Genomic DNA, 26,986 nt, shown 5'->3' with positions numbered 1-26,986 from the left:
CGCCAGGGGCACCGCTGGGTAGCTATGTGCGGAAGGGATAAGCGCTGAAAGCATCTAAGCGTGAAGCCCCCCTCAAGATGAGATTTCCCATCGCGAAAGCGAGTAAGATCCCTCGAAGATGACGAGGTCGATAGGTCCGAGGTGGAAGCGTGGCGACACGTGCAGCTGACGGATACTAATCGATCGAGGACTTAACCTAAGAAAAGTGGAGGCGAGCGCTTAGCGCCGGAAGGAAAATGTTCTTCCGACGAGACATGCGTGCATGTCGACGGAGGACGGTTATTTTCTACGAGGCGCTGCGAGCCGTAACTAGACAATAAGAAAAGCGGAGAACGGTTCTTGGCATAGCCAAGAAAACGTCCGATGGAAGCGGGAGCTTTCGACGAAGACGTGCTTGCACGTCGTACGGAGAAAGCAAAGCGGAGGCGACTGTTCAGCCGCGAATATTGCCGCCGCTAGACATCGATCAAACGCTATATCTTTTCTTCATGACCTGCCTGTTATCTAGTTTTGAAGGAACAATCCTTCCACAGCCTAGTGACGATAGCGGAGAGGACACACCCGTTCCCATCCCGAACACGGAAGTTAAGCTCTCCAGCGCCGATGGTAGTTGGGGCCAGCGCCCCTGCAAGAGTAGGACGTTGCTAGGCAAAAAAAAGACTGACTAAACGGATGTTTAGTCAGTCTTTTTTTTTTCGCTCTTTTCACTTTCTCCTGCTACAAACAAACTAAAAATACATATCTTGTAAGTATAGAAACTTATAAATGGGGGAATGATAACAAACGGGAGGTGGAGATTGGCTATGTCTAATCAATCTGTATGGGAAACGTGCATCGTCTGTGAACAACTAAAAGATCAAGGAATTCGAATTTATACGAAATTCCTTTGTATAGACTGCGAGAAGGAAATTATTCGCACGGATACTAACGACCCGAAATATCATTTTTACCTACAACAATTAAAAAAAATCATGAATCGGGAAATATATTCATAGTTTTAAGGCTCTGTTAATAGGGCCTGTTTTATTTTAATATATTATGAAGGAAAGTTTAAAAGAAGGAATGATTCTAGGTGAGCAATCAACAACAAAAAACACCGTTATATAGTGCTTTAAAAAAGCATCATTTAGCGAGTCCATTTTCTTTTCATGTTCCGGGGCATAAATATGGAATGGTATTTCCAGAATACGCAAAAACAGATTACGAGAACTTATTGCAACTTGATGCTACAGAATTAAGCGGATTAGATGACTTACATCAACCAGTGTCGGTGATTGCAGAAGCGCAAAAACTGGCGGCTGAGTTTTACAAGGTAGATGAAACGTTTTTTTTAGTAAATGGATCAACCGTTGGCAACTTAGCGATGGTTTTTGCGACATGCGAAGAAAATAAAGAAGTCATCGTCCAACGAAATTGCCATAAGTCGATTATTCATGCGCTTCAGTTAGTCGGGGCTACGCCAGTATTTCTTTCACCGGAATTGGATCCGGATGTCCGGGTTGCTTCGTATGTTCCTTATGATGCAGTGAAGGAAGCGATCGAATGTTATCCCCAAGCGACAGCGGTCATTTTAACGAATCCGAATTATTACGGCATGTCAGTCGATTTAACTGAAATCGTGAATATCGCCCATCGCTACCATATACCGGTGCTTGTCGATGAGGCGCACGGCGCACATTTTGTGTTGGGAAATCCTTTTCCAAAAACGGCAGTGGCATGTGGCGCAGACGTCGTCGTACAATCGGCGCATAAGACGTTGCCTGCCATGACGATGGGTTCTTACTTACATGTGAACAGTTCATTAATAGATAAACAAAGGTTGCGCTATTTTTTGCAAGTGTTTCAGTCAAGCAGCCCGTCTTATCCAATTATGGCTTCACTTGACTTAGCGAGAAGTTATATAGCCGGTCTGGCAAAGGAAGATCTTGATCGGATACAGGTGCAAGTTCGGTTATTTAAAGAGTTATTAAACGAAATTGAAGGGATAACGGGAGTGGAATCAAAGGATCCGCTTATTAAGACGGATTTACTGAAAATTACAATTCAAACAAGAAGTGTGATTTCGGGATATGAACTACAACGCCGCTTGGAACGGGAAGGCATTTTTACCGAATTGGCTGATCCATTTAATGTTTTGTTCGTCTATCCGTTAGCAGTATTAAAAAATATAGAACAGGTTGTGACAAAAGTAAAGAGAGCATTCAGTGGACTGCGTCATGATGAACGGCTGATTCATTCATTTGAACCATTTTCTTTTGTGACGGTTTCCTCATCGATTTCATATCGCACGTTAACACGATTGCCGAAAAAAGTAGTTTCTCTAGAGGAGGCGGAGGGGCTTATATCAGCCGAAACAATTATTCCGTATCCTCCAGGAATCCCTTTGTTATGTATAGGAGAAGTAATTCGACACGAACATATTGAGCGCATTGTTGAGTTAAAACGGCACGGGTCCCACTTTCAAGGCGGGAATTATTTAGCTTTTCATCGAATAGAAGTATTTGAACAATAATAGGACTAGAAGGGTGACAAGTGATGGTAGGATACTTTTTTTCATTTGAAGGACCTGAGGGAGCAGGGAAAACGACGATTATTTCCATGTTAGAAAATTTTTTGACTGAAAAAGGATGGGAAGTTGTTGCGACAAGGGAACCGGGAGGGATTGACATTGCGGAAGAAATTCGTGCAATTATTTTAAATCCTTCCCATCAAAAAATGGATGGACGCACAGAAGCGTTGCTTTATGCAGCTGCACGAAGACAGCATCTTGTGGAAAAAATTATTCCCGCGATTGAAAGTGGGAAAATTGTATTGTGTGATCGTTTCATTGACAGTTCACTCGCTTATCAAGGGTTTGCGAGAGGATTGGGGATTGATGAAGTGCTAAGCATTAATCAGTTTGCTATCGACGGTTACTTTCCTTCATTAACGATCTATTTTGATATAGACCCAAAAATAGGATTGGAACGAATTTATAACAACCAGCAGCGAGAAATTAACCGGCTTGATAAGGAAAGCTTGCCATTTCATAATAAAGTACGACAAGGCTATTTACAATTAGTGGAACGTTTTTCGCATCGCATAATACGGATTGATGCTTCCAAGTCAATCGATGAAGTGTTTGCAGAAACTGTTGCGATTATCATAGGAAAAATTGGAGGAAGGGAAAAGACGAGCTTCCATTAAACATGAAATGATGAAATTGTCAAGACGTGTTACAATAAAAGTGGAGCTTCCTGCTTTTACTTCTAGAAGCGAGGATTTCTTGCCTATATTAGATCAAAAGATAAGTGAGTGATGTATGTGGCTGTTGTTTGGGACCAGCTTGAGCAATACCAGCCGATCGTCATGAAGATGTTGGCTAATAGCATTGAAAAAGGAAGAGTAGCGCATGCTTATTTATTTGAAGGACAACGAGGTACAGGGAAAAAAGAAGTAAGCCTTTTATTCGCGAAAAGTTTGTTTTGCCTAAACCGTTTTCGCTATAAACCTTGTGATGAATGCCGAAATTGCCGGAGAATTGGCTCAAGAAACCATCCGGATGTTCATTGGATCGAGCCGGATGGACAGTCGATAAAAAAGGGGCAAATTGAGGCATTGCAAGAGGAATTTTCAAAAACGGGTGTCGAATCGAATCAAAAGTTGTATATTATCGAACATGCCGATAAAATGACAACGAATGCAGCGAACAGCTTATTGAAATTTTTAGAGGAGCCCCGTCCAAGGACGACAGCAATTTTGCTTACTGAGCAATATCATCGCATGTTGACAACAATTATTTCGCGATGTCAAGTTTTATCGTTTCAACCATTGCCACCTATTGTCCTCGCTAATTATTTAAAAGAGCAACAAATTCCGCATCATCTTGCTCTTCTTGCGGCACATGTCACGAATAATCGTGAAGAAGCGTTCGAATTAAGTCGAGATGATTGGTTTGCAGAGGCGCGAAAAATAGTGTTACAATTATATGAAACGTTAAATAAAAACGAATTTCAAGCGCTTTTCATCATTCATGAAAAATGGATGCCTCATTTTCAAGAAAAACAACAAATCGATATAGGATTGGAATTATTATTGTATGTATATAAAGACATCATGTATTTGCAGTTAGGCGAGTTAGAAAATGTCATATATCGTGATCGAATAGATGATTTGCAACAATGGGCGCTGACATGTCCACAAAAGCGAATCATCGAAAATATGTCGGCTATTTTACAAGCGAAAGCGCGTTTAAATACAAATATGAATGTACAGCTTTTAATGGAGCAGCTTATCCTCAATTTAAAAGGGGGGAAAACGTTTGTATAATGTAGTAGGTGTACGCTTTAAAAAAGCGGGGAAAATTTATTATTTTGATCCTGGCGATTTGACGATTCAGACTGGCGAATTTGTGATCGTGGAAACGGTTCGCGGAATTGAATTTGGGAAGGTCGTCATTAGCAATAAGCAAGTAGATGAACACGACATTGTACTGCCGTTAAAGAAAGTCATCCGCATTGCCGATGCGAAAGATAAAATGGTTGTTGAAGACAACAAAAAAGCGGCGCAAGAGGCGTATCAAATTTGTTTGAAAAAGGTAGAAGAGCACGGGCTTGAAATGAAGCTTGTCGATGTAGAATATACGTTTGACCGCAATAAAGTCATTTTTTATTTTACCGCTGATGGACGTGTCGATTTCCGGGAACTTGTTAAAGATTTAGCATCGATTTTCCGCACTCGCATCGAGTTAAGGCAAATCGGTGTGCGGGATGAGGCCAAAATGCTTGGCGGAATTGGGCCGTGCGGAAGGATGCTATGTTGTTCAACCTTTTTAGGCGACTTTGATCCTGTTTCGATCAAGATGGCAAAAGATCAAAATTTATCTTTAAACCCAACGAAAATTTCCGGACTTTGTGGCCGATTAATGTGCTGCTTAAAATATGAAAATGATGAATATGAAACGGCAAAAGAACAGCTCCCTGATTTAGGGGAATACATTGAAACTCCACATGGTGTTGGAAGAGTGGTCGGCTTGAATATTTTAGAAAGAGTTTTACAAGTGGAGTTATCAGAGCATGAGCGAGTGGTGGAATACACCATTGATGAGTTAGTGAAAGAAGGAGTTTTGTCGATTCAAGCCACAGATTAATTGAGGTGGATTTACGTGGATAAGAAAGAGATCTTTCAATCGGTAACAAGTATGGAAGAACAAATTAGCTATTTGTACCGTCAACTTGTTGAACTGAAAGAACACCTTGCTGAACTGTTTGAGGAGAATCACCATTTGCAAATGGAAAACGCTCATTTACGCCAGCGGCTAGAGCAGCTTACTGGGGAAACTATGACCGTAAAAAGAAAAGAAAAAAACGATAAGCAAAAGAACGAACGGAAGTTCATTGATATTGGAGAAGGGTACGATAACTTAGCGCGGCTTTACCAAGAAGGGTTCCATATTTGTAACGTTCACTATGGAAGTGTTCGCAAAGAAGATTGCTTGTTTTGCTTATCTTTTTTAAATAAAAAGTAATAGTTGAGCCTTTCCAACTACGGAGAGGCTCTTTTCTTGAAAGATGATGAAAGAGGGTATTGGACAGATGATTGAATTATATGATGATGAAAGGCTCGATTATCTTTTAAATGAAGATATGCGCATTATTCAAAGTCCATCTGTTTTTGCTTTCTCGTTAGATGCGGTGTTGTTGGCAAAATTTGCGTACATGCCGATTCAAAAAGGCCACATCGTTGATTTATGTACGGGGAACGGAGTCATTCCGCTCTTATTAAGCAAGAGAACGAAGGGGAAAATTATCGGTGTAGAAATTCAAGATCGCCTTTATGATATGGCGAGGCGGAGCGTGCAATATAATGAGTTAGAAGAGCAAATTGAGCTTATTCATGGAGATATTAACGATATGCCGCAGCAACTTGGCTACAGCAAGTATGATGTAGTAACGTGCAATCCTCCATATTTTCCAACGATCAGTGAAGAGGAGATGAATAAAAATAGGCATTTGGCGATTGCGCGTCATGAAATTTATTGCACATTAGAAGATGTGGTCAAAGTAAGCAGTCAGTTGCTTAAACAAGGGGGGAAGGCCGCGTTTGTTCATCGGCCGAGCCGCCTGTTGGATATTGTCACTCTCATGAGGCAATACCGTCTTGAGCCAAAACGGCTGCGGTTTGTGTATCCAAAAATCGGGAAAGAAGCGAATACCATTTTAATTGAAGGAATCAAAGACGGGAATCCGGATTTAAAAATTTTACCTCCTTTAATTGTCTATAGCGATGATAATGAATATACAGACGAGGTAAAACAGATTTTGTATGGAACTTTACAATAAGGAGTAAAAAATATGTTTTGGCAACAGAAAAGCTTTGCAGAACAAAATGGTCGCGGCACTCTATATATTGTTCCAACTCCGATTGGAAATCTAGAAGACATCACATTTCGGGCTTTACGAGTGTTAAAAGAAGTTGATTTGATTGCCGCCGAAGATACGAGGCAAACGAAAAAATTGTTAAATCACTTTGGAATTTCAACACTGGTCATAAGCTATCATGAGCATAATAAATATGCAAGCGGAAAAAAAATTGTCGAATGGCTCAAAGAAGGAAAAAAGATCGCCCTCGTCAGCGATGCGGGGATGCCCGCGATTTCTGATCCGGGGTATGAACTTGTGCTGGCCGCTGTTGAAGCAAAATGTACCGTTGTGCCGCTGCCGGGGGCGAATGCGGCGGTAACGGCCCTTGTTGCCTCTGGTCTGCCGACTGAGCATTTTTACTTTTTTGGATTTCTCGATCGAATAAAAAAAGAAAAGAAAAAGCAGCTTGAAGGATTGAAACATATTCCCGACACGATTATTTTTTATGAAGCGCCGCATCGGTTAGAAGATACCTTGCTTGCCATGCAAGAGGTGTTAGGGGATCGGAATGTCGTATTATGCCGCGAATTAACGAAGCGATTTGAGGAATTTATTCGCGGTACGATGAGTGAGGTCATCCATTGGGCGAAATATGGCGATATTCGCGGCGAATTTTGCATTGTTGTGGAAGGAGCGAAAGAAAACGAAGAAGCGGCGGACGAATGGTGGTATCCACTGTCAATTGCGGAACATGTTGATTATTACATCAGTGAAAAAAAACTCAGCACAAAAGAAGCGATTAAACAAGTAGCCAAAGATCGAAATGTATCAAAACGGGAAATTTATCGAGAGTATCACCAATAAAATAAAACGTTCATGAACAAGCTTTGCTCGCTACCCAAGCATGAAAATATTCACACACGGATCGTTATTTTCACAGAAAAAAAAAGAAGGGTATCCTATTATTTGGATTACCCTTCCTTATTATGCATACAACACTGGTTAGTGTCTTTTTTATTTCGACAATTGTAAATGCTCTTGAATTTCTTTAAGAAGAATTTCAGCACCTTCGCGGCTTAAAATAATTTTGCCACCAGCAAGTTTAAAGTTGTCATCAGAAACTTCGCCTGTCACGACACATGTCATATTTGGTTTATATTTTTTCAAAATGATGCGCTCATCGTCCACGTAAATTTCTAACGCATCTTTTTCTGCGATATCTAATGTACGACGTAATTCAATCGGAATCACCACACGACCTAATTCATCCACTTTGCGAACAATACCTGTAGATTTCATTGAACAGTCTCCTCTCTATGAATAGTTTTCTATGTTTTTAGGTTTTTATTCGTCAATATTCGACAAATTTCCTACATCCTAATGATATCAGCGTTTCCATTATACGTCAATCCTTTTATATGTAAAATTTAAAAAAAATGTATATTACTATTCTAGAAAACGCTTAACTTTGTAAAAAATAGTTATAAATAAGCTTATGTGTTTATTTTTTAATATATTAAAAAAATAATAAGAGGTTCTTTATTATTTACAATAATGTTTTTTATTCCTGTTCGGAGATTGTTTATTATTGATAGGATTCAATGTATGGATCGAGAGAAGAGAGTGTGTTCGACAAAATTCAACTTTTTGTGACTGATGTGAAATTATTGACATTCATTCGATTTTTTATGTATATTTTCGAAAGATAAGAGAAATAGATGTTTTTATATAACAAAAAAATCATATAAAATAATATAGTAAGTAGCGATCGCTCTCGTCCTTTGGGCGGGGGTTTTTCTATATACGAGGAGGGTACAGAATGAAAAAGAAAACATTTTATATTACAACACCGATTTATTATCCAAGTGGAAAGCTACATATTGGCCATGCTTATACGACTGTAGCAGGGGATGCAATGGCTCGATATAAGCGCCTTCGTGGCTATGACGTCATGTATTTAACAGGAACGGATGAGCATGGACAAAAAATTCAACGAAAAGCGGAAGAAAAAGGAGTTACTCCTCAAACTTATGTCGATGAAATTGTAGCGGGGATTCAGGAGTTATGGAAAAAGCTTGATATTTCTTATGATGATTTTATTCGTACAACCGAAGATCGTCATAAAGAAGTAGTTGAGAAAATTTTCGCTCGTCTTGTGGAACAGGGAGATATTTATTTGGATGAATACGAAGGATGGTATTGTACACCGTGTGAATCGTTTTATACAGAAAGGCAGCTTGTCGATGGAAATTGCCCAGATTGCGGGCGTTCAGTAGAGAAAGTAAAAGAAGAATCTTACTTCTTTAATATGAGCAAATATGTTGACCGCCTGCTTCAATATTATGAAGAAAATCCAGAGTTTATCCAACCGGAATCACGAAAAAACGAAATGATTAATAATTTCATTAAGCCGGGATTAGAAGATTTAGCAGTATCACGTACGACGTTTGATTGGGGGATTAAAGTCCCGGGAGACCCGAAACACGTCATTTATGTATGGATTGATGCTTTATCCAACTATATTACCGCGTTAGGCTATGGGACGGAGAACGACGAAAAGTTTTTAAAATATTGGCCTGCTGATGTACATTTAGTCGGTAAAGAGATTGTTCGTTTCCATACAATTTATTGGCCGATTATGCTAATGGCGTTAGATTTGCCGCTGCCGAAAAAAGTGTTTGCGCACGGCTGGTTGTTAATGAAAGACGGGAAAATGTCAAAATCAAAAGGGAATGTCGTTGATCCCGTGACGTTGATCGACCGCTACGGATTAGATGCGCTTCGCTATTATTTGCTTCGCGAAGTTCCGTTCGGTTCAGATGGGGTATTTACTCCGGAAGGATTTGTTGAGCGAATTAATTACGATTTAGCCAACGATTTAGGCAACTTGTTAAATCGCACGGTGGCGATGATTCAAAAATATTTTGATGGTGTCATTCCAGTTTATAATGGCGCGAAAACGGCCTTTGACAACGAGCTTGCGGAAATGTCGAAAGAGACGGTGAAATATTACGAAGAAGCGATGGAGAAAATGGAATTTTCTGTGGCGTTGACAGTAGTATGGCAATTCATTAGCCGTGCAAACAAATATATCGATGAAACTCAGCCTTGGGTGTTGGCGAAAGAGGAAGCGAATAAAGAGCAGCTAGCGTCTGTGATGACACATTTAGCAGAGTCGCTTCGTCACATAGCGATTTTGTTGCAGCCATTTTTGACGTGTACACCGGAAAAAATCTTCTATCAGCTCGGCATTACGCAAGAGGAGTTAAAAATGTGGGATAGTTTATATACGTTTGGTCTTCTTAAAGAGGGTACAAAAGTAGAAAAAGGGGAACCGCTTTTCCCACGTTTAGACATAGAAGCAGAAGTTGCCTATATTAAAGCGCAAATGCAAGGAAACAAATTGGTATCAGAACAGCCAAAAGAAACAGCTGCAGAAATTTCGATTGATGATTTTATGAAGGTGGATTTACGAGTCGCACAAGTATTACATGCAGAACCAGTGAAAAATGCAAATAAGCTTCTGAAATTGCAGCTTGATCTCGGTTATGAGAAACGTCAAGTCGTTTCTGGCATTGCGGAGTTTTACAAACCGGAGCAATTAATCGGTAAAAAAGTCATTTGCGTCACAAACTTAAAACCGGTGAAATTGCGCGGCGAATTGTCGCAAGGAATGATTTTGGCTGGGGAAACAAATGGCGTGCTTTCATTAGCAACCGTTGATGAAAACCTTCCGAATGGAACAAAAATAAAATAAGGCATGAAGCAGAAGAGGTGGGCGTGGGAAAACGTGCGACACCTCTTTGTTGTCGTTTTGTAATATAAATGTTAATGAACTGTGATATTTGTAATCGCTTCATATGGTACACTTAACAACGGAAAAGGGGTTATAGATTATGTTATTTGATACACACGCACATTTGAATGCTACGCAATATAGCGAAGATGTAGAAGAGGTTATTCGACGAGCTAAAGATGAGGGAGTATCCTATATTGTGGTCGTTGGATTTGACCGACCAACGATTTTGCGGGCAATCGAACTGACGGAACAATATGACTTTATTTACGCAGCGGTTGGCTGGCATCCTGTCGATGCGATTGATATGACACATGAAGATTTGCAAATGATTGAACAGCTAGCAGCACATCCGAAAGTTGTGGCGCTCGGAGAAATGGGATTAGATTATTATTGGGATAAATCGCCAAAAGATGTGCAAAAACAAGTATTTCGAAAACAAATTGCTTTAGCAAAAAAGGTTAAACTGCCGATCATTATACATAACCGTGAAGCAACAGCGGATATTTTAGAAATTTTAAAAGAAGAAAATGCGAAAGAAGTCGGCGGAATTATGCATTGCTTTACCGGCAGCGTCGAAGTAGCGAAGCAATGTATAGACATGAATTTTTATCTTTCGTTTGGCGGACCTGTGACGTTTAAAAATGCGAAAAAACCGAAAGAAGTTGCGAAAGAAATTCCGCTCGAACATTTATTGATTGAAACGGATTGCCCTTATTTAACTCCCCATCCTTTCCGAGGCAAACGGAACGAACCAAGTTATGTAAAATATGTGGCCGAGGCAATTGCAGAACTAAAAGGGGTCTCATTTGAAGAAGTAGCGATGAAAACATGTGAGAACGCAAAAAAATTATTCGGCATCAATTGCTAATAAAACGTGTCGTTTTTTCGGGAGACTTGTCTAAATATAAGCGAATAAAAAAAAGTTCTACAAATTTAGAACGGTGCATAGGATAGATGTGTCGACAAGTCTTCCTTTCCTTTCAACGTTATTTTTTGCATAATAGAGTATGCTTACGTGTAAAGGTGAGAGGGAGGAGAATATAGGCGAAAGAAGGAGGAGTTTTAGACCGTGTTAACCAACATGAGGAGTTTGTTTTCTAGTTCGTTCAGGAGGAATTTAACGGTAACGGCTAGCAGTTTAATAGCGTTGTCGGCTACAACAGGATTTGCAGGGTATGAGGCAACGAAAGAGCATGTAACGCTCATAAAAAACGGAGAAAAACAAGAAATTCGTACGCACGCTAAAACGGTGAAAGAATTGTTAGAGGAACAGCATATCTATCCTCGACCGGAAGATTATGTGTATCCTTCGATCAATGCCGTTGTTACGGATGATCTACATATTGTTTGGAAAGCGAGCAAGCGGGTTACATTGACGGTGAACGGAAAACGAAAAGAAGTATGGACGACTGCTAAAAACGTGAGAGAACTATTTGCCGCCCAAAACATCGCCGTAGGGCCGTATGACCAAGTGCTTCCATCACTTGATGCCAACGTTCAAAAAGGCATGAACATTTCTCTGGAAAAAGCATTTCCGATTCAATTGAATGTCGGCGGTAAACAACAACAAGTGTGGGCAACTTCGACTACTGTCGCTGACTTTTTAAAGCAGCACAACATCATGTTGAATGAACTCGACCGTGTAGAACCATCGCTACATGAAAAAATAAAAGAAAATATGGTCGTAAAAGTTATTAAAGTTCAAAAAGTCACCGATGTAGTGGAAGAACCAGTAAATTTTGCAGTCGTCACTCGCAAGGATGATCGGTTGCTTAAAGGAGAAAAACGGGTGATTAGTCCTGGTGAAAAAGGGCTTGTATCGAAGCAATATGAAGTTGTGTTAGAAAACGGAAAAGAAGTATCGCGAACATTAATCAAAACAGAAACGGTGAAGCAAAGCAAAGACCGTATTATAGCAGTTGGAACAAAAGAAAGATATATCACATCACGTGGCTCTTCGCAAGCATCACGGGAGATTTATGTAACCGCTACGGCATATACAGCGTATTGCGGCGGATGTTCCGGCAGAACGAGCACGGGTATTAATTTACGTTCTAACCCGCATCTTAAAGTAATCGCGGTTGATCCGCGCATTATTCCGCTCGGTTCGAAAGTGTATGTAGAAGGTTATGGCTATGCGGTTGCAGCGGATACAGGTTCCGGAATTAACGGCTATGAAATCGATGTGTTCTTCCCGGAAAAATCAGCAGCTTTTCGCTGGGGAGCAAGACGTGTGAAAGTTAGAATTATACAATAAGGTAAAGCACAGAGGGATTTTTTGCCCTCTGTTTTTTCGTTATAATGAAAGGTGATTTTCTACTTTATTAGACGAAAAAAGGGGAAAAAAGTTTCATCTGTTTTATGGGAACGATAAAAAAATATTAGCTTGTTATTAGAGGAAGGGAGGAAGTACAGAGTTTTCTGTACAGTGGCTTTGAAAATTAAAGAAATCATTGTGGTGGAAGGAAAAGATGATACAGTTGCCGTCCAGAGGGCAGTAGAAGCCGATACGATTGAAACAAACGGGTCGGCGATTAACGAAGAAACGATTGAACGGATTAAGCTTGCGAAAGAAACGCGAGGCGTCATTATTTTGACGGACCCTGATTTTCCAGGAGAAAAAATTCGGAAAACGATCGCCGAACATGTCCCTGGTTGCAAACATGCGTTTTTGCCGAAACAGTTGGCCCTTTCCAAAAAAGGAAAAGGCGTCGGGGTGGAGTATGCTTCGGTTGAAGCGATTCGTCAAGCGCTTGAGCACGTATACGAAGAAGTAACCGAGTGGAAAGAGGAGATTACGTTAGATGATTTGATCGCGGCTGGCTTGATCGGTGGTGCCTTAGCGAAAGCGCGGCGACAACGGTTAGGTCAACTGTTGAAAATCGGTTATACAAATGGCAAACAGCTGCATAAGCGGTTACAAATGTTTCGCATTTCGAAAGCAGCTTTTCATGATGCGTTGCAGCAAGTGCTTCAGGAGGAGAAAGGAAATGACTAAAGATATTGCAACACCGGGGCGGACAAGAGAAATTTTAGAGAAATATGGGTTTTCATTTAAAAAAAGTTTAGGTCAAAATTTTTTAATTGATACAAACATTTTGCGGCGAATTGTCGATTTTGCCGAGCTTTCCAATGATACTGGCGTCATCGAAATCGGTCCCGGCATCGGTGCGCTCACCGAGCAGCTGGCCCGCCGTGCCAAAAAGGTAGTGGCGTTTGAAATTGATCAGCGTCTTTTGCCTATTTTAGCAGACACTCTTTCCCCGTATGCGAACGTTCGGATTATTCATCAAGATGTGTTGAAAGCCGACATTCAACGTGTTATTGATAAGGAATTGCCGGAAGTAAGCGATATAATGGTTGTAGCCAATTTGCCGTATTACGTCACGACACCGATTATTATGAAACTGTTGGAAGATCATTTGCCGATTCGCGGCATCGTAGTGATGTTGCAGAAAGAAGTGGCGGATCGCATTTCGGCACAGCCGGGTACGAAAGATTACGGCTCTTTATCGATTGCGATTCAATATTATACTGAGGCGGAAACAGTCATGACCGTTCCGCGAACCGTTTTTATGCCGCAACCGAATGTCGATTCGGCTGTGATTCGGTTGACGAAGCGGGAAAAACCAGCCGCTGATGTGGTCGATGAATCGTTTTTCTTTCAAGTCGTGCGGGCAAGTTTTAGCCAGCGTCGCAAAACGATTTTAAATAATTTAACGAGCCAATTGCCAAATGGCAAGCAACGAAAAGAAACGATCGAGCGCGTATTAGCGGAGCTTCAGCTTGACCCGCGGCGGCGAGGGGAGACGTTGACGCTTGCGGAATTTGCTGCACTGAGCAACCGGTTAATGGACGTATTTAACGAAAAGGCCTAGTTTTTAGGTCTTTTTCTTTTTTCTTCACTTCTTTTGTGCGCATGCATATTGTACTTAATAAATCGTGTTGATTTTGGAGGGAACAAATGATGGAGATTAAAGTCGGACATATAGTAGCAAGGAAGTCATACGAATGTGATTTATTGTTTCGTGTAGTCGATATTAAAGAGAAAAACGGGGAAAAGGAGGCGATTCTTTACGGGGAGGATGTACGGTTAATGGCCGATGCTCCGTTTGATGACTTGCTGATCGTGGATGAAAGAGAGCGGCAGCTTCGAGAAGAAAAGGAAAAAGAATTAATCGAGCAATCGTTTAAATTGTTTCGTCAAGATTACCATTTGTTAAAACAAAAGACGGAATATCGAGCGACGGGAGGGTATCAAGCAGACAAAGATTTTTTTCAAATTCCTGGGCGCGTCCTTCATTTGGATGGTGACCCATTATATTTGAGAAAATGTTTAGATTTATACGAACGAATCGGCGTTCCTGTTTACGGAGTGTATTGCGATGAAAAAGAAATGCCGGAAAAAGTAGGCGGACTTCTTGAACAAATTCGTCCTGATATTTTAGTTATTACAGGCCATGATTCTTATTCGAAATCGAAAGGGAAAATAACGGATTTAAAAGCATATCGTCATTCGAAATATTTTGTACAAACGGTGAAAGAGGCGCGAAAAAAAATTCCTCACCTCGATCAGCTTGTCATTTTTGCGGGGGCTTGTCAATCGCATTTTGAGTCGCTCATTCGCTCTGGTGCAAACTTTGCAAGCTCTCCTGCTCGTGTAAATATTCATGCTCTTGACCCAGTTTATATTGTGTCGCGGATTAGTTTTACTCCTTTTATTGAAACGGTCCATGTTTGGGATGTGCTACGCAATACGTTAACAGGTGAAAAAGGGCTTGGAGGCGTGGAAACAAAAGGGGTGCTGCGCACAGGAATGCCATTTCGTTTAATTCAAGGAACTGATTAGGAAGGTTGCTACGACGAAAGATAGTCGGGCGATCTTTTCTATTTTATACATAATTTTTCATGCCGGAGTATACACTATATATGGAAATGAGAAAAATGTAGAAAAATACACATTGACACAAATAAAAAAGCGTTGGTATAATCTTTATTTTGATTTTTCCGTTACAATTTGTTATAATTATAAACAGTGAGGTGGAGAGCGAATGGCAAAAACTTTATCCGATATTAAAAAGGCATTAGATTCCAATATCGGCAAACGCTTGACATTAAAAGCAAATGGCGGGAGAAGAAAAACGATCGAACGTTGTGGGGTCTTAGCGGAAACGTATCCATCTGTGTTTGTCATTGCGCTCGATCAAACGGAAAATGCGTTTGAGCGCGTATCTTATAGCTATGCCGATGTACTAACGGAAACGGTCAAATTAACGTTTTTAGACGACGATCATATGGTAATGGGCAGGCAGTAGACATTTGTTTGCTGCTTTTTATTTTGTTTTTTAACATAAAGATGCCTTTGTTTTAAAATAATAAAATTGTCGCGGTGTTTGAAAGGAGCTGCTTACGTTTGGGTCGACGCCGAGGAATAATGTCGCAACGTTTTAAAGAGGAATTAGCAAAAGAATTAGGCTTTTACGATGTTGTTCAAAAAGAAGGCTGGGGCGCCATTCGCGCTAAAGATGCGGGAAATATGGTGAAATTGGCGATACAAAAAGCTGAACAGCATTTAGCTGAAAAAACGAAGTAACTCAAGGAAGCGAAAAAGGAGAACCGCGACAGCCGAAGCTTTATAGCTTCGGTTTTTCGTTTGACAAGAAATTAAGAAAGCAATGAAATTCGATCCTCTCCGTTTTTCATATAATATGGATATTGAAATATTGCATAATGATCGGCGGTGTTTTGTGGTAAAATGTTCGTATAAGCTTTGAAGTCGTTAAAGTAGGTGGAAAGTTTGAGACTATTGGTAAAGGCTCCGGCAAAAATCAATTTGTCATTAGACGTATTACATAAGCGGCCAGATGGGTATCACGAAGTCAAAATGGTGATGACGACGATTGATCTGGCTGACCGGATCGAGTTAGCCTCGCTTGTAAGTGATACGATCCAAATTGTGTCACATAACCGGTTTGTTCCGGACGATCATCGCAATTTGGCATATCAAGCAGCGAAATTGTTGAAGGAAACGTTCGGGATTCGTAAAGGAGTAGCGATATCCATTGCGAAAACAATTCCCGTAGCCGCCGGATTAGCAGGGGGGAGCAGTGATGCCGCTGCCACGTTGCGAGGCTTAAACAAACTTTGGAAGTTAGGGCTTACTTTAGATGAGTTAGCTGAACTTGGTGCGAAAATTGGATCGGATGTTTCTTTTTGTGTCTATGGAGGAACAGCCATTGCCACAGGGCGCGGAGACAAAATTGAACATATCCCGGCTCCGCCGCCGTGTTGGGTGATTTTAGCGAAACCGACGATCGGAGTTTCCACGGCGGAAGTGTATCGGAACTTAAATCTCAATGCGGTTACGCATCCTGATGTCGATGGAATGGCACAAGCCATTAAAGATCGGGATTATGAGAGAATTTGCTCGCTTGTTGGGAATGTATTGGAAGATGTGACGTTGAAGATGTATCCCGAAGTAGCGCATATTAAAGAGCAAATGAAGCGTTTTGGGGCGGATGCGGTATTAATGAGCGGGAGCGGACCGACGGTTTTCGGCTTAGTTCAATATGATTCGCGCTTGCAGCGAATTTATAATGGATTGCGCGGGTTTTGCGACCAAGTGTTCGCAGTACGGTTGTTAGGGGAACGGAATTTCCTTGATTAAACACGTATATTAATGTTATATTTACCTTAAAATATTCGGTTTTCGGGAGGTGGATTTATGAAATTAAGGCGCAGCAGCCGCTTAGTGGATATGACGCACTATCTCCTAGAACATCCGCACCAGTTAGTGCCGCTTACGTTTTTTGCGGAACGTTATCAATCGGCCAAGTCTTCGATTAGCGAAGACTTAGCCATTATTAAGCAAACGTTCGAGCAACAAGGAATCGGAACGTTAAAAACGATTTCAGGCGCGGCGGGCGGTGTTCAATACATTCCTAAAATTTCTGCTGATGAAGCAAAAGCGACGGTCGGTTATTTACGTGAACAGTTAGCTAATCCAGATCGATTATTGCCGGGCGGGTATTTATATATGACGGATATTCTCGGCGATCCCCGGATCGTGAACAAAATTGGACGATTATACGCCTCCCTTTTTGCAGATCGAACAATTGATGTTGTTATGACGATCGCAACAAAAGGAATTCCGTTAGCTTATGCCGTCGCTCATTTCTTAAACGTACCCGTTGTCATCGTACGCCATGATAATAAAGTAACAGAAGGATCGATGGTGAGCATTAACTATGTTTCAGGTTCTTCGAGACGCATTCAAACGATGGTATTGGCGAAGCGCAGTTTAGCAGAAGGGACGAACGTTTTGATCGTTGACGATTTTATGAAAGCGGGTGGAACGATTAATGGGATGATTAGCTTGCTGAACGAATTCAACGCCCAATTAGCTGGCATTGGCGTTTTCGTTGAATCAGAAGAACCGAGCGAACGTCTTGTCGATGAATATATTTCCTTAGTGAAGCTCTCTTCTGTTAATATAAAAGAGAAACAAATTACCGTAAAAGAAGGAAACTATATGAACTTTATCGAGCAAATGAAAGGAGATTGCAAGTGATGAAAAAAGTAGAAACAACAAAAGCACCACAGGCTATTGGACCTTATTCTCAAGGGATGATTGTCAACAACATGTTTTACAGCTCTGGACAAATTGCTTTAACGCCGGAAGGAGAAATGGTTCAAGGGGATGTGAAAGAGCAAACACATCAAGTATTTAAAAATTTACAAGCCGTTCTTGAAGCGGCAGGCGCATCGCTTGACACGGTTGTTAAAACGACTGTGTTTTTAAAAAGTATGGATGATTTTGCGGCAATGAACGAAGTGTACGGACAATATTTTAGCGAACATAAACCAGCGCGCTCTTGTGTAGCAGTTGCTAAATTGCCGAAAGATGCGCTCGTTGAAATCGAAGTCGTTGCGTTAGTCAAATAATTCAAGGGATGACACAAGTATTGATTATCCATTATTTTACTAAAAACACAGAATTATATAGCTGAACACAAGCTTTTCTGCCTCTTCGTTCGAACAAGAACGCCGGCGGGTAAATGTCATTTGCCCGCAAAGCGTTCATTGTTCGAGGAGGGCATGCGTACAGCATGCCCAGTCCGGTAAGCTGAGCTTAGCCGACTACGGCAGAAAAGCTAGGAATAGAGCGAGGTCAACCGGTTTTTAATGGTTAATCAACACGCCTGATGCGATGAGACGTTCCCCACCTTTATTTCCCCGCTTTCTTTTGATATTTTGACAAAAACAGGTCATTTTAGCTATTTTTTATAAAAAAATTTAGAGAAAAAAGAAGGAGATACGGGAGAAATGTGGAATAAAATTAACCAAGTTCTGATATAGGGAAAAGGTGGTGAGCAGAATGGAAGTAACTGACGTAAGATTACGCCGCGTGAATACCGAAGGACGCATGAGAGCGATTGCCTCTATTACGTTGGACAATGAATTCGTCGTACATGATATCCGCGTAATCGACGGCAATAACGGCTTGTTTGTCGCTATGCCAAGCAAGCGTACTCCTGACGGGGAATTTCGTGACATTGCGCATCCAATCAATTCCACAACCCGCGGGAAAATTCAAGAGGCCGTATTAGCCGAGTATCACCGTTTAGGTGAACTTGAAGAAGAACTTGAAGAAGCCGGTGCTTCCTAAATAGAAAAAGCCTGTTCCGATCGGACAGGCTTTTTTGATTTTTTTGGTAAAACAGAATGTTTCCTTGAAATACATAGCTAATTGAGATATATTCAATATGGATAAAAAGGTAATTGGAGGCCTTGTTTATGGTAAAACGATATGCGGTAATATTGGCAGCGGGACAGGGAACACGAATGAAGTCGAAACTATATAAAGTGTTGCATCCTGTTTGCGGCAAGCCAATGGTTCAGCATGTAGTAGATCAAGTGTCGCAGCTTCGTCTTGAAAAGCTGATTACAGTTGTTGGATTTGGCGCAGAACAAGTAAAAGCGCAAATTGGTGATAAAAGCGAATTTGCTCTCCAAGAGGAACAGTTAGGAACGGCTCATGCGGTAATGCAAGCTGCTCCTTATTTGCAAGATAAAGAAGGATTGACGCTTGTCGTTTGTGGAGATACCCCGCTTATCACTGCTGAAACGATGAAAGCGTTGTTAGAACACCATCTTGCTACTTGCGCCAAAGCTACTATTTTAACAGCCATCGCAGAAAACCCTACCGGATATGGACGCATCATTCGAAATAATAATGGGCATGTAGAAAAAATTGTCGAACATAAAGATGCAACAGAAGAGGAACGGGCGATCAAGGAAGTTAATACGGGAACATATTGCTTCGATAATCAATCTTTGTTTGAAGCGCTTACAAAAGTATCAAATGATAACGCCCAAAAAGAATATTACTTAACAGATGTAATTGAAATTTTAAAGGCTAAAGGGGAAATCGTTTCTGCCTACCAAGCTCCTTCATTTGAAGAAACAATCGGAGTGAATGATCGCGTCGCTCTTTCGCAAGCCGAAAAAATGATGCGCGAACGAATTAACCGTCAACATATGATAAATGGTGTGACGATTATCGATCCGGAGCATACGTATATATCACCAGAAGCAGAAATTGGACGTGACACCGTGATCTATCCTGGCACCGTTATTGAAGGGAAAACGGTAATCGGTGAAGAATGCATCATCGGCCCTCATTCGGAAATTAAAAACTGCTCGATTGGAAACGGTACAACGATTCGGCATTCAGTTGCCCACGATAGCGAAATTGGCCATAATGTAACGATCGGACCATTTGCTCATATTCGGCCATCTTCAAAAATTGATGATGAAGTTCGGATCGGAAACTTTGTGGAAATAAAAAAATCAACGTTCGGAAAAGGAAGCAAAGCGTCGCATTTAAGCTACATCGGCGATGCAGAAGTAGGAGCAGACGTGAATTTAGGCTGCGGTTCGATTACGGTAAATTATGACGGAAAACATAAGTATTTAACAAAAATTGAAGATGGTGCATTTATCGGTTGCAATGCGAATTTAATCGCCCCTGTGACGATTGGAAAAGGTGCCTATGTAGCAGCAGGTTCTACGATTACCGATGATGTTCCCGGGAATGCTTTATCGATTGCCCGCGCCCGTCAAGTGAATAAAGAAAATTATGTCGATCGCCTTAACGCTAAGAAAAAATCCTAATGGAGGTTTATCATGTCTCAGTATGTTGATTCGAGTTTGAAGTTGTTTGCATTGAATTCTAATATCAAATTAGCGGAAGAAATCGCCCAAGTTATTGGTGTGCAGCTAGGAAAATGTTCGGTATCTCGATTTAGCGATGGGGAAATTCAAATTAATATTGAAGAGAGCATTCGTGGTGGGGATGTATTTGTCATTCAATCGACAAGCGATCCTGTGAACGAGCATTTAATGGAACTTTTGATTATGATTGATGCGTTGAAGCGTGCCTCTGCGAAAACGATTAATATCGTTATGCCTTATTACGGCTATGCTCGACAAGATCGCAAAGCGCGCTCTCGCGAACCGATCACCGCAAAATTAGTAGCTAATCTTTTAGAAACAGCGGGTGCTTCCCGTGTGATCACCCTTGACTTACATGCACCGCAAATTCAAGGATTTTTTGATATTCCAATCGACCATTTAATGGGTGTGCCAATTTTAGCAGATTATTTTAAAAACAAAAACCTTCAAGATATTGTGATCGTATCTCCGGATCATGGCGGAGTGACACGTACGCGGAGACTAGCGGATCGTTTAAAAGCTCCAATTGCGATTATTGATAAACGTCGTCCGAAGCCAAACGTCGCAGAAGTGATGAACATCGTTGGACAAGTAGAAGGAAAAACTGCTATTCTAATTGATGATATTATCGATACAGCAGGAACGATTACATTGGCGGCTAATGCGTTAGTGGAAAACGGAGCAGCTGAGGTGTATGCATGTTGTACACATCCGGTTTTATCAGGGCCAGCGATTGAACGGATTCAAAATTCTAAAATTAAAGAATTGGTTATAACGAACTCCATTGCGCTTCCAGAAGAGAAGAAAATTGATAAAATTGTAGAGTTATCAGTGGCTCCTTTGATTGCGGAAGCGATTATTCGTGTTTATGAAAAACAATCCATTAGTGCTTTATTTGATTAATCGACGATGTTTAAATCTTCTTGTTTTAGGACAAAGTAATCCGTAGATTCTAAAACAGGAGGATGATCATTCATGGCTGTGTTAGAAGCAAAAGAACGAACAGAAGAGAAGCACTCCTCTCTTCGAGACATTCGATTGCAAGGGAATATTCCGGGTGTGCTTTATGGGAAAAATGTGAAAAATAAGGCGATTTTTGTAGATGCCGCTCATTTTATTAAAACGATTCGTGAAGCAGGACGCAATAGTTTGATTACGCTCAAAGTAAACGGGGAAAGTCATTCGGCGCTGCTTCGCGATATTCAAAAAGATCCGATTCGCAGCGAAATTATTCATGTCGATTTTCAAGCGGTGGATATGTCAACAGAAGTGGATATTGATGTGAACGTTCATTTAATCGGGGAGGCAGCCGGCGTCAAAGATGGTGGCGTATTGCAACAGTCGTTGCATCAGCTGTCGATTCGCGCATTGCCGGCCAATATTCCGCCTTCCATTGAAGTGGATATTTCCCATCTGCAAGTCGGTGACACGTTTACGGTCGGTGATCTCAACACTGGCGGGAAATACGAAATCAACCATGAACCGACGGAAGTGATCGCCTCGATTTTGCCACCGAAGCAAGAAGAAGAAATTCATAGCGGTGAACAGCAACAACTTGGACGTCCTGAATCTGAAGAAGGCAGAGAAACAACCCGAGAGACATGAAGATAGACGTAACCGCCATTTGGTTACGTCTTTTGTACACGATTTATTAAATTTTTGCCCACGAATGTTGATTATCCATTATTTTACTAAAAAACACAGAATCATATTGCTGAACACAAGCTTTTCTGCCTCTGCCCTCGAACAAGAATGCCGGCGGGCAAATGTCATTTGCCCGCAAAGCGTTCATTGTTCGAGGAGAGCATGCGTACAGCATGCCCAGTCGGCAAGCTGAGCTTAGCCGACTACGGCAGAAAAGCTAGGAATAGAGCGATGTCACCTGTTTTTTATTGGTTAATCAACACACCTGATTTTTGCCGATTCGTTTAAAACGAATTGAACGCTGTTCCAGTATGAAAATAGAGAGGAGACAAACCGTTGAAACTATTTGTCGGCCTAGGAAACCCAGGAAAAGAATATGAACAAACGAGACATAATGTCGGGTTTATGGTCATCGACGAACTTGCAAAACGATGGAATCTTTCGTACAATCAAGCAAAGTTTAATGGACTTTTTGCATCTCACATAATTTCCGGAGAAAAAGTTATATTATGTAAACCTTTAACATATATGAATTTATCAGGGGAATGTGTGCGCCCGCTCATCGATTATTATAAGATTGATATAGATGATGTAGTTGTCATTTACGATGATTTAGATCTTCCTGTTGGAAAAATCCGTTTGCGCATGAAAGGAAGCGCCGGCGGCCATAACGGAATAAAATCGCTCATTCAGCACTTGGATACCGATCAATTTAAGCGAATTCGCCTCGGCATTGGGCGTCCGCAAAACGGACAAAAAGTAACGGATTATGTATTAGGAAGATTTACGAAAGAAGAAGAACATGATATCCAACAAGCCATTATGCGTGCGACAGATGCTTGTGAAAAATTCGTTACGTCTCCATTTTTACAAGTGATGAACGAGTATAATTCATGAATAAATTCCTCCTAAATGGTAAAAAATAAGCATATGTGAAAGACCATTAGGAGGTTGAGGACATGGCATTGCATTATTATTGCCGGCATTGCGGAGTAAAAGTGGGGATGATTGATCGCGTTCCGTTATATAGCGAACAGTTAGGATTTCATCATTTAACGGAAAAAGAACGCTTAGCTATGATTTCTTATCTTCCAAATGGAGAGATTCATGTGAAAACGATTTGCGAAGATTGTCACGAAGCGCTTGAAAGAAATCCAGAATTGTATCAATACGAAAAATTTATACAATAGGGGAGCTTTGGGCGTACCAAAGCATTTTTGTATTTATCGCCATGAGAGGAGGGGAATTAGGTGCGTGCATTGCATCATTATTTTGTAGAAAATCAAGATGTCCAATCCATTATAAAAGGAATTGAGGCAGGACTAAAAGAGCAGCTTGTTACCGGGTTATCCGGCTCAGCGCGGTCCGTATTTTTATCGTCCATTTATAAAGAAACCGGCAGGCCGCTTCTTGTCGTTGCTCATAATTTGTTTCAAGCGCAAAAAATATATGATGATCTTATACAATTATTAGGCGCAGAAGAAGTGTTTCTGTATCCCGTCAATGAAATGATTGCCGCAGAAATGGCGATCGCTAGCCCTGAATTAAAAGCTCAACGGCTGGAAGTGATGAACTACTGGACAAAACAAAAAAAGGGAATCGTCATCGCTCCGGTTGCAGGGATACGCCGCTTATTGCCTCCGAAGTCATTATGGAAAGAAAATTTATTGACGATTGAAACAGGAAAAGAATTCGATATTGACGTTTATAAAAACCGCCTTGTGCAAATGGGATATAAGCGTACTCCGGCCGTATCGACTCCAGGAGAATTTAGCATTCGCGGCGGCATTATCGATATTTATCCATTAACAGCGGAGCTCCCTTATCGAATCGAGCTGTTTGATACGGAAGTAGAATCGATTCGAACGTTTACTATCGATGACCAGCGTTCGCGGGAAGAAGTGAAGCGAGTTTTGATCGGACCTGCCGATGAAATGCTTGTGTACGGGGAAGCATGGCAACGAGGCATTGAACGGATAGAAAAAGGGCTTGCGGAAAGTGTAAAAACATTAAAAGACGAGAAGGCAAAACAATTATTGCTTGAACACATTTCATTTGAACTAGAGCGCTTAAGACAAGGGCAAGAAATCGAGCAGCAGTATAAATATTCCGCTCTTTTTTATGATGAACCTGCTAGTTTGCTAGACTATATGCCGGAAAACGGATTGCTGTTTTTGGATGAAGTAAGCCGGCTTTACGAAATGTCGGAAAATTTGGATAAAGAAGAGGCGGAATGGTATACAAGCTTACTGTCGGAAGGGAAAATGATTCATGGCATCCCGATTTCCCACACTTTTTCAGACTTGTTGCAAACGTGCAAGAAACCGCGCGTTTATTTATCATTGTTTTTGCGTCATGTTCCGCACACGCATCCGCAAAATATTGTGAGTATTTCTTGCAAACAAATGCAAAATTTCCACGGACAAATGCCTTTGTTAAATACGGAATTGGAGCGTTGGAAAAAGGCGAAGTATGCGGTGGTTTTTTTAGCCCCGAACGCGGAACGAATGAAAAAACTACAGTCCGTTTTAGAAGATTATGAAATCGATGTTGCCCCGTTGCCTGAAGGGGAGCCGCTCATGCACGGCAAATGCCAGCTCGTTCAAGGAGATTTAAACACTGGCTTTGAATTGCCGATGCAGAAACTAGCGGTCGTTACGGAAGAAGAATTATTTAAAAAGCGTGTGAAAAAAACGATCCGCAGGCAAAAATTGTCGAACGCGGAACGGATTAAAAGTTATTCAGAATTGCAAGTAGGCGATTATGTCGTACACGTCAACCACGGAATCGGCAAATATTTAGGCATTGAAACGTTAGAAATTAACGGGATTCATAAAGACTATATCCATATTCAGTATCAAGGAAGCGATACGTTATACGTTCCAGTCGATCAAATTGATCAAGTGCAAAAATACGTTGGTTCGGAAGGAAAAGAGCCGAAAATTTACAAACTTGGCGGGACAGAATGGAAAAAGGTCAAGAAAAAAGTGGAATCATCCGTCCAAGATATTGCCGAAGATTTAATTAAACTTTATGCGGAGCGTGAAGCAAGTAAAGGATATGCGTTTTCTCCGGATACGGAAATGCAGCGCGAATTTGAAGCGGCGTTTCCTTATCAAGAAACGGAAGATCAGCTTCGTTCCATTGAAGAAATCAAGCGCGACATGGAAAGCGAAAAACCGATGGACCGTCTTTTGTGCGGCGATGTCGGATACGGAAAAACGGAAGTAGCGCTTCGTGCCGCTTTTAAAGCAATTATGGATGGAAAGCAAGTCGCGTTTTTAGTGCCGACGACGATCTTGGCGCAACAACATTATGAAACCGTCCGTGAACGTTTTCAAGGATATCCGATTCATGTTGGTTTGCTCAACCGTTTCCGCACGAAAAAACAGCAGGCGGAAACGATTAAAGGGTTGAAAGCTGGCACCATCGACATGGTAATCGGCACGCACCGATTATTATCGAAAGACGTCACGTTTAAAGACTTAGGTTTGCTGATTATCGACGAAGAACAGCGGTTTGGTGTGAGCCATAAAGAAAAAATTAAGCAGCTTAAAGCGAACATCGATGTGTTAACATTAACGGCAACACCGATTCCAAGAACGTTGCATATGTCGATGATTGGCGTGCGCGATTTATCGATCATTGAGACACCGCCGGAAAATCGTTTTCCTGTGCAAACGTATGTCATGGAATATACGCCAGAATTGGTTCGCGAGGCGATTGAGCGGGAACTTGCGCGAGATGGACAAGTGTTTGTTATTTATAACCGCATTGAAGATATCGATGTAAAAGCGGAAGAAATCTCGATGCTTGTGCCCGATGCGCGCGTCACATATGCCCACGGAAGAATGACAGAGAACGAATTGGAGTCTGTCATGCTGGCGTTTTTAGAAGGACAATACGATGTGCTCGTGACAACGACGCTCATCGAGACAGGCGTCGATATTCCGAATGTGAATACGTTGATTGTGTACGATGCCGATCGCATGGGCCTTTCCCAGCTATACCAATTAAGAGGGCGTGTCGGGCGATCAAATCGCGTCGCTTATGCGTATTTTACGTATCGAAAGGATAAAGTATTAAATGAAGTTGCAGAAAAACGATTGCAAGCGATTAAAGAGTTTACAGAGCTTGGCTCTGGATTTAAAATCGCGATGCGCGACTTATCGATTCGTGGGGCAGGTAATATATTAGGAGCGGAACAGCACGGATTTATCGACTCCGTTGGTTTTGATTTGTATTCGCAAATGTTAAAAGAAGCGATTGAAAAACGAAGAGGTATTCATCAAGAAGAAAAGCCGATGGAAGTGGAAATCGATATTGAAGTTGATGCGTACATTCCGGATACGTATATTTCCGACGGTCTGCAAAAAATTGATATGTACAAACGCTTCAAAGCAATTAGCACATTGGAAGAACTCGAAGAACTTCGCGAGGAAATGCTCGATCGTTTCGGTGAATATCCGGATGAAGTCGATTATCTGTTCCAAATTGCCGAGATGAAAGTATATGCGAAACAAAACGGAGTGGAATCGATTAAGCAGCATAAGCAACAAATCGATTTATTGTTTACCGAACAAGCTTCGAAGGAAGTACAAATTCAACGTTTATCGCAAATCGGCGACCGCTACGGCCGCGTATTTGGTTTCGGTATGGAAGGAGCTAAATTAAAAATCGTGCTCTATGTAAAAGGAATGAAGCCGCAAGAATGGCTCGTCATTTTATATGAAACGCTAAAAGAACTGACGCATAAAAAAAATGAAAAATCTGTAACAGCATAACCATATGACGTTTATGTTTAAAAAAAAATGTCGATGATGAATGTTGGGGAATTTTATCTAAAATTGAAAAAATCACTTTCATCACGTATAGAAGTTGCATTGTGAAGGATACTAATCTCAACAATGGTGGATTCTTCAACGAGAATTCATCGGTGTATTCTTCAATTATTAGATGAAAGTGA

At 41.2% G+C, this 26,986-nt stretch carries 27 protein-coding genes and 2 rRNA genes; 28 read left to right on the top strand and 1 reads right to left on the bottom strand.

The window, feature by feature from the left end; translation table 11 throughout:
• The 10 genes from HNQ34_RS14400 to rsmI all read left to right on the top strand — a co-directional run.
• A 23S ribosomal RNA gene (locus tag HNQ34_RS14400) occupies window positions 1–199 on the top strand; the annotation flags it as partial.
• Window positions 200–533: 334 nt separating this feature from the next.
• Window positions 534–650 (top strand): 5S ribosomal RNA (gene rrf / locus HNQ34_RS14395).
• Between the two features lie 123 nt (window positions 651–773).
• The gene (locus tag HNQ34_RS14390; RefSeq protein WP_312856136.1) at window positions 774–995 is read left to right on the top strand and encodes a sigma factor G inhibitor Gin; all 222 of its coding nucleotides are present in this window, start codon (window positions 774–776) and stop codon (window positions 993–995) included.
• A 77-nt stretch (window positions 996–1,072) separates the two neighbouring features.
• Window positions 1,073–2,512 (top strand): aminotransferase class I/II-fold pyridoxal phosphate-dependent enzyme, encoded by a 1,440-nt coding sequence (locus HNQ34_RS14385; RefSeq protein WP_183255830.1) that lies wholly within the window; start codon window positions 1,073–1,075, stop codon window positions 2,510–2,512.
• 23 nt (window positions 2,513–2,535) lie between these two features.
• Window positions 2,536–3,186 carry a dTMP kinase gene (gene tmk, locus HNQ34_RS14380; RefSeq protein WP_183255828.1) on the top strand — a complete coding sequence of 217 codons (651 nt, stop codon included), beginning with the start codon at window positions 2,536–2,538 and terminating at the stop codon, window positions 3,184–3,186.
• Window positions 3,187–3,303: 117 nt separating this feature from the next.
• Window positions 3,304–4,308: a DNA polymerase III subunit delta' gene (holB, locus tag HNQ34_RS14375; RefSeq protein WP_183255826.1), complete on the top strand. Its 1,005-nt coding sequence runs from the start codon at window positions 3,304–3,306 to the stop codon at window positions 4,306–4,308.
• Window positions 4,301–5,128, top strand: coding sequence for a PSP1 domain-containing protein (locus tag HNQ34_RS14370; protein WP_183255824.1), 828 nt, complete (start codon window positions 4,301–4,303; stop codon window positions 5,126–5,128). Before holB ends, HNQ34_RS14370 begins: the two co-directional genes overlap by 8 nt.
• Window positions 5,129–5,143: 15 nt before the next feature.
• A complete protein-coding gene (gene yabA, locus HNQ34_RS14365; protein WP_183255822.1) occupies window positions 5,144–5,506 on the top strand; it encodes a DNA replication initiation control protein YabA in 363 nt (120 codons plus the stop codon).
• A 67-nt stretch (window positions 5,507–5,573) separates the two neighbouring features.
• Complete coding sequence (locus HNQ34_RS14360) at window positions 5,574–6,320, top strand: tRNA1(Val) (adenine(37)-N6)-methyltransferase (protein ID WP_183255820.1); 747 nt, start codon at window positions 5,574–5,576, stop codon at window positions 6,318–6,320.
• Between the two features lie 12 nt (window positions 6,321–6,332).
• Window positions 6,333–7,205 carry a 16S rRNA (cytidine(1402)-2'-O)-methyltransferase gene (gene rsmI / locus HNQ34_RS14355; protein WP_183255818.1) on the top strand — a complete coding sequence of 291 codons (873 nt, stop codon included), beginning with the start codon at window positions 6,333–6,335 and terminating at the stop codon, window positions 7,203–7,205.
• Between the two features lie 150 nt (window positions 7,206–7,355).
• Here rsmI and HNQ34_RS14350 read toward each other — a convergent pair whose 3' ends face one another.
• Window positions 7,356–7,640, bottom strand: coding sequence for an AbrB/MazE/SpoVT family DNA-binding domain-containing protein (locus tag HNQ34_RS14350; RefSeq protein WP_183255816.1), 285 nt, complete (start codon window positions 7,638–7,640; stop codon window positions 7,356–7,358).
• Window positions 7,641–8,160: 520 nt separating this feature from the next.
• On the opposite strand from HNQ34_RS14350, the gene metG reads away from it, so the two are divergent.
• From metG to mfd, 18 genes are all read left to right on the top strand, one after another.
• Window positions 8,161–10,098, top strand: a complete 1,938-nt coding sequence (gene metG, locus HNQ34_RS14345) for a methionine--tRNA ligase (protein ID WP_183255814.1) — start codon at window positions 8,161–8,163, stop codon at window positions 10,096–10,098.
• A gap of 139 nt (window positions 10,099–10,237) precedes the next feature.
• Entirely contained in the window at window positions 10,238–11,008 is a 771-nt protein-coding gene (locus HNQ34_RS14340) for a TatD family hydrolase (protein ID WP_183255812.1), read from the top strand.
• Window positions 11,009–11,209: 201 nt separating this feature from the next.
• The gene (locus HNQ34_RS14335; RefSeq protein WP_409978379.1) at window positions 11,210–12,397 is read left to right on the top strand and encodes a ubiquitin-like domain-containing protein; all 1,188 of its coding nucleotides are present in this window, start codon (window positions 11,210–11,212) and stop codon (window positions 12,395–12,397) included.
• A gap of 177 nt (window positions 12,398–12,574) precedes the next feature.
• The gene (gene rnmV / locus HNQ34_RS14330) at window positions 12,575–13,138 is read left to right on the top strand and encodes a ribonuclease M5 (RefSeq protein ID WP_183255840.1); all 564 of its coding nucleotides are present in this window, start codon (window positions 12,575–12,577) and stop codon (window positions 13,136–13,138) included.
• Window positions 13,131–14,018 carry a 16S rRNA (adenine(1518)-N(6)/adenine(1519)-N(6))-dimethyltransferase RsmA gene (gene rsmA / locus HNQ34_RS14325; RefSeq protein ID WP_183255810.1) on the top strand — a complete coding sequence of 296 codons (888 nt, stop codon included), beginning with the start codon at window positions 13,131–13,133 and terminating at the stop codon, window positions 14,016–14,018. The genes rnmV and rsmA overlap by 8 nt, the downstream gene beginning before the upstream one ends.
• Before the next feature lie 86 nt (window positions 14,019–14,104).
• Window positions 14,105–14,989, top strand: a complete 885-nt coding sequence (gene yabG, locus HNQ34_RS14320; protein ID WP_281376039.1) for a sporulation peptidase YabG — start codon at window positions 14,105–14,107, stop codon at window positions 14,987–14,989.
• Between the two features lie 202 nt (window positions 14,990–15,191).
• Window positions 15,192–15,455, top strand: coding sequence for a biofilm formation stimulator Veg (gene veg, locus HNQ34_RS14315; RefSeq protein WP_183255808.1), 264 nt, complete (start codon window positions 15,192–15,194; stop codon window positions 15,453–15,455).
• A gap of 98 nt (window positions 15,456–15,553) precedes the next feature.
• Window positions 15,554–15,733: a small, acid-soluble spore protein, alpha/beta type gene (locus HNQ34_RS14310; protein ID WP_183255806.1), complete on the top strand. Its 180-nt coding sequence runs from the start codon at window positions 15,554–15,556 to the stop codon at window positions 15,731–15,733.
• Window positions 15,734–15,937: 204 nt separating this feature from the next.
• On the top strand, window positions 15,938–16,807 hold the full coding sequence (ispE, locus tag HNQ34_RS14305; protein WP_183255804.1) for a 4-(cytidine 5'-diphospho)-2-C-methyl-D-erythritol kinase: 870 nt from the start codon (window positions 15,938–15,940) through the stop codon (window positions 16,805–16,807).
• Window positions 16,808–16,864: 57 nt separating this feature from the next.
• On the top strand, window positions 16,865–17,710 hold the full coding sequence (gene purR / locus HNQ34_RS14300; protein ID WP_183255801.1) for a pur operon repressor: 846 nt from the start codon (window positions 16,865–16,867) through the stop codon (window positions 17,708–17,710).
• The gene (locus tag HNQ34_RS14295) at window positions 17,710–18,084 is read left to right on the top strand and encodes a RidA family protein (protein ID WP_183255799.1); all 375 of its coding nucleotides are present in this window, start codon (window positions 17,710–17,712) and stop codon (window positions 18,082–18,084) included. The genes purR and HNQ34_RS14295 overlap by 1 nt, the downstream gene beginning before the upstream one ends.
• 433 nt (window positions 18,085–18,517) lie before the next feature.
• The gene (gene spoVG, locus HNQ34_RS14290; protein WP_044742029.1) at window positions 18,518–18,808 is read left to right on the top strand and encodes a septation regulator SpoVG; all 291 of its coding nucleotides are present in this window, start codon (window positions 18,518–18,520) and stop codon (window positions 18,806–18,808) included.
• A gap of 128 nt (window positions 18,809–18,936) precedes the next feature.
• A complete protein-coding gene (glmU, locus tag HNQ34_RS14285; protein WP_183255797.1) occupies window positions 18,937–20,316 on the top strand; it encodes a bifunctional UDP-N-acetylglucosamine diphosphorylase/glucosamine-1-phosphate N-acetyltransferase GlmU in 1,380 nt (459 codons plus the stop codon).
• A gap of 12 nt (window positions 20,317–20,328) precedes the next feature.
• Window positions 20,329–21,279: a ribose-phosphate diphosphokinase gene (locus HNQ34_RS14280; protein WP_221277445.1), complete on the top strand. Its 951-nt coding sequence runs from the start codon at window positions 20,329–20,331 to the stop codon at window positions 21,277–21,279.
• A 72-nt stretch (window positions 21,280–21,351) separates the two neighbouring features.
• Window positions 21,352–21,981 (top strand): 50S ribosomal protein L25/general stress protein Ctc, encoded by a 630-nt coding sequence (locus tag HNQ34_RS14275; protein ID WP_183255794.1) that lies wholly within the window; start codon window positions 21,352–21,354, stop codon window positions 21,979–21,981.
• Window positions 21,982–22,356: 375 nt separating this feature from the next.
• Window positions 22,357–22,917: an aminoacyl-tRNA hydrolase gene (gene pth, locus HNQ34_RS14270; protein ID WP_183255792.1), complete on the top strand. Its 561-nt coding sequence runs from the start codon at window positions 22,357–22,359 to the stop codon at window positions 22,915–22,917.
• A gap of 62 nt (window positions 22,918–22,979) precedes the next feature.
• A complete protein-coding gene (locus HNQ34_RS14265) occupies window positions 22,980–23,210 on the top strand; it encodes an anti-sigma-F factor Fin family protein (protein ID WP_183255790.1) in 231 nt (76 codons plus the stop codon).
• A 60-nt stretch (window positions 23,211–23,270) separates the two neighbouring features.
• Window positions 23,271–26,804, top strand: a complete 3,534-nt coding sequence (gene mfd, locus HNQ34_RS14260; RefSeq protein WP_183255788.1) for a transcription-repair coupling factor — start codon at window positions 23,271–23,273, stop codon at window positions 26,802–26,804.
• Window positions 26,805–26,986: the final 182 nt, after the last annotated feature.

Source organism: Anoxybacteroides tepidamans, assembly GCF_014201465.1.
Taxonomy (GTDB): domain Bacteria; phylum Bacillota; class Bacilli; order Bacillales; family Anoxybacillaceae; genus Anoxybacteroides; species Anoxybacteroides tepidamans.
The sequence above is the reverse complement of the archived record's forward strand: the minus strand, read 5'-3'. Positions and strand labels throughout refer to the sequence as shown.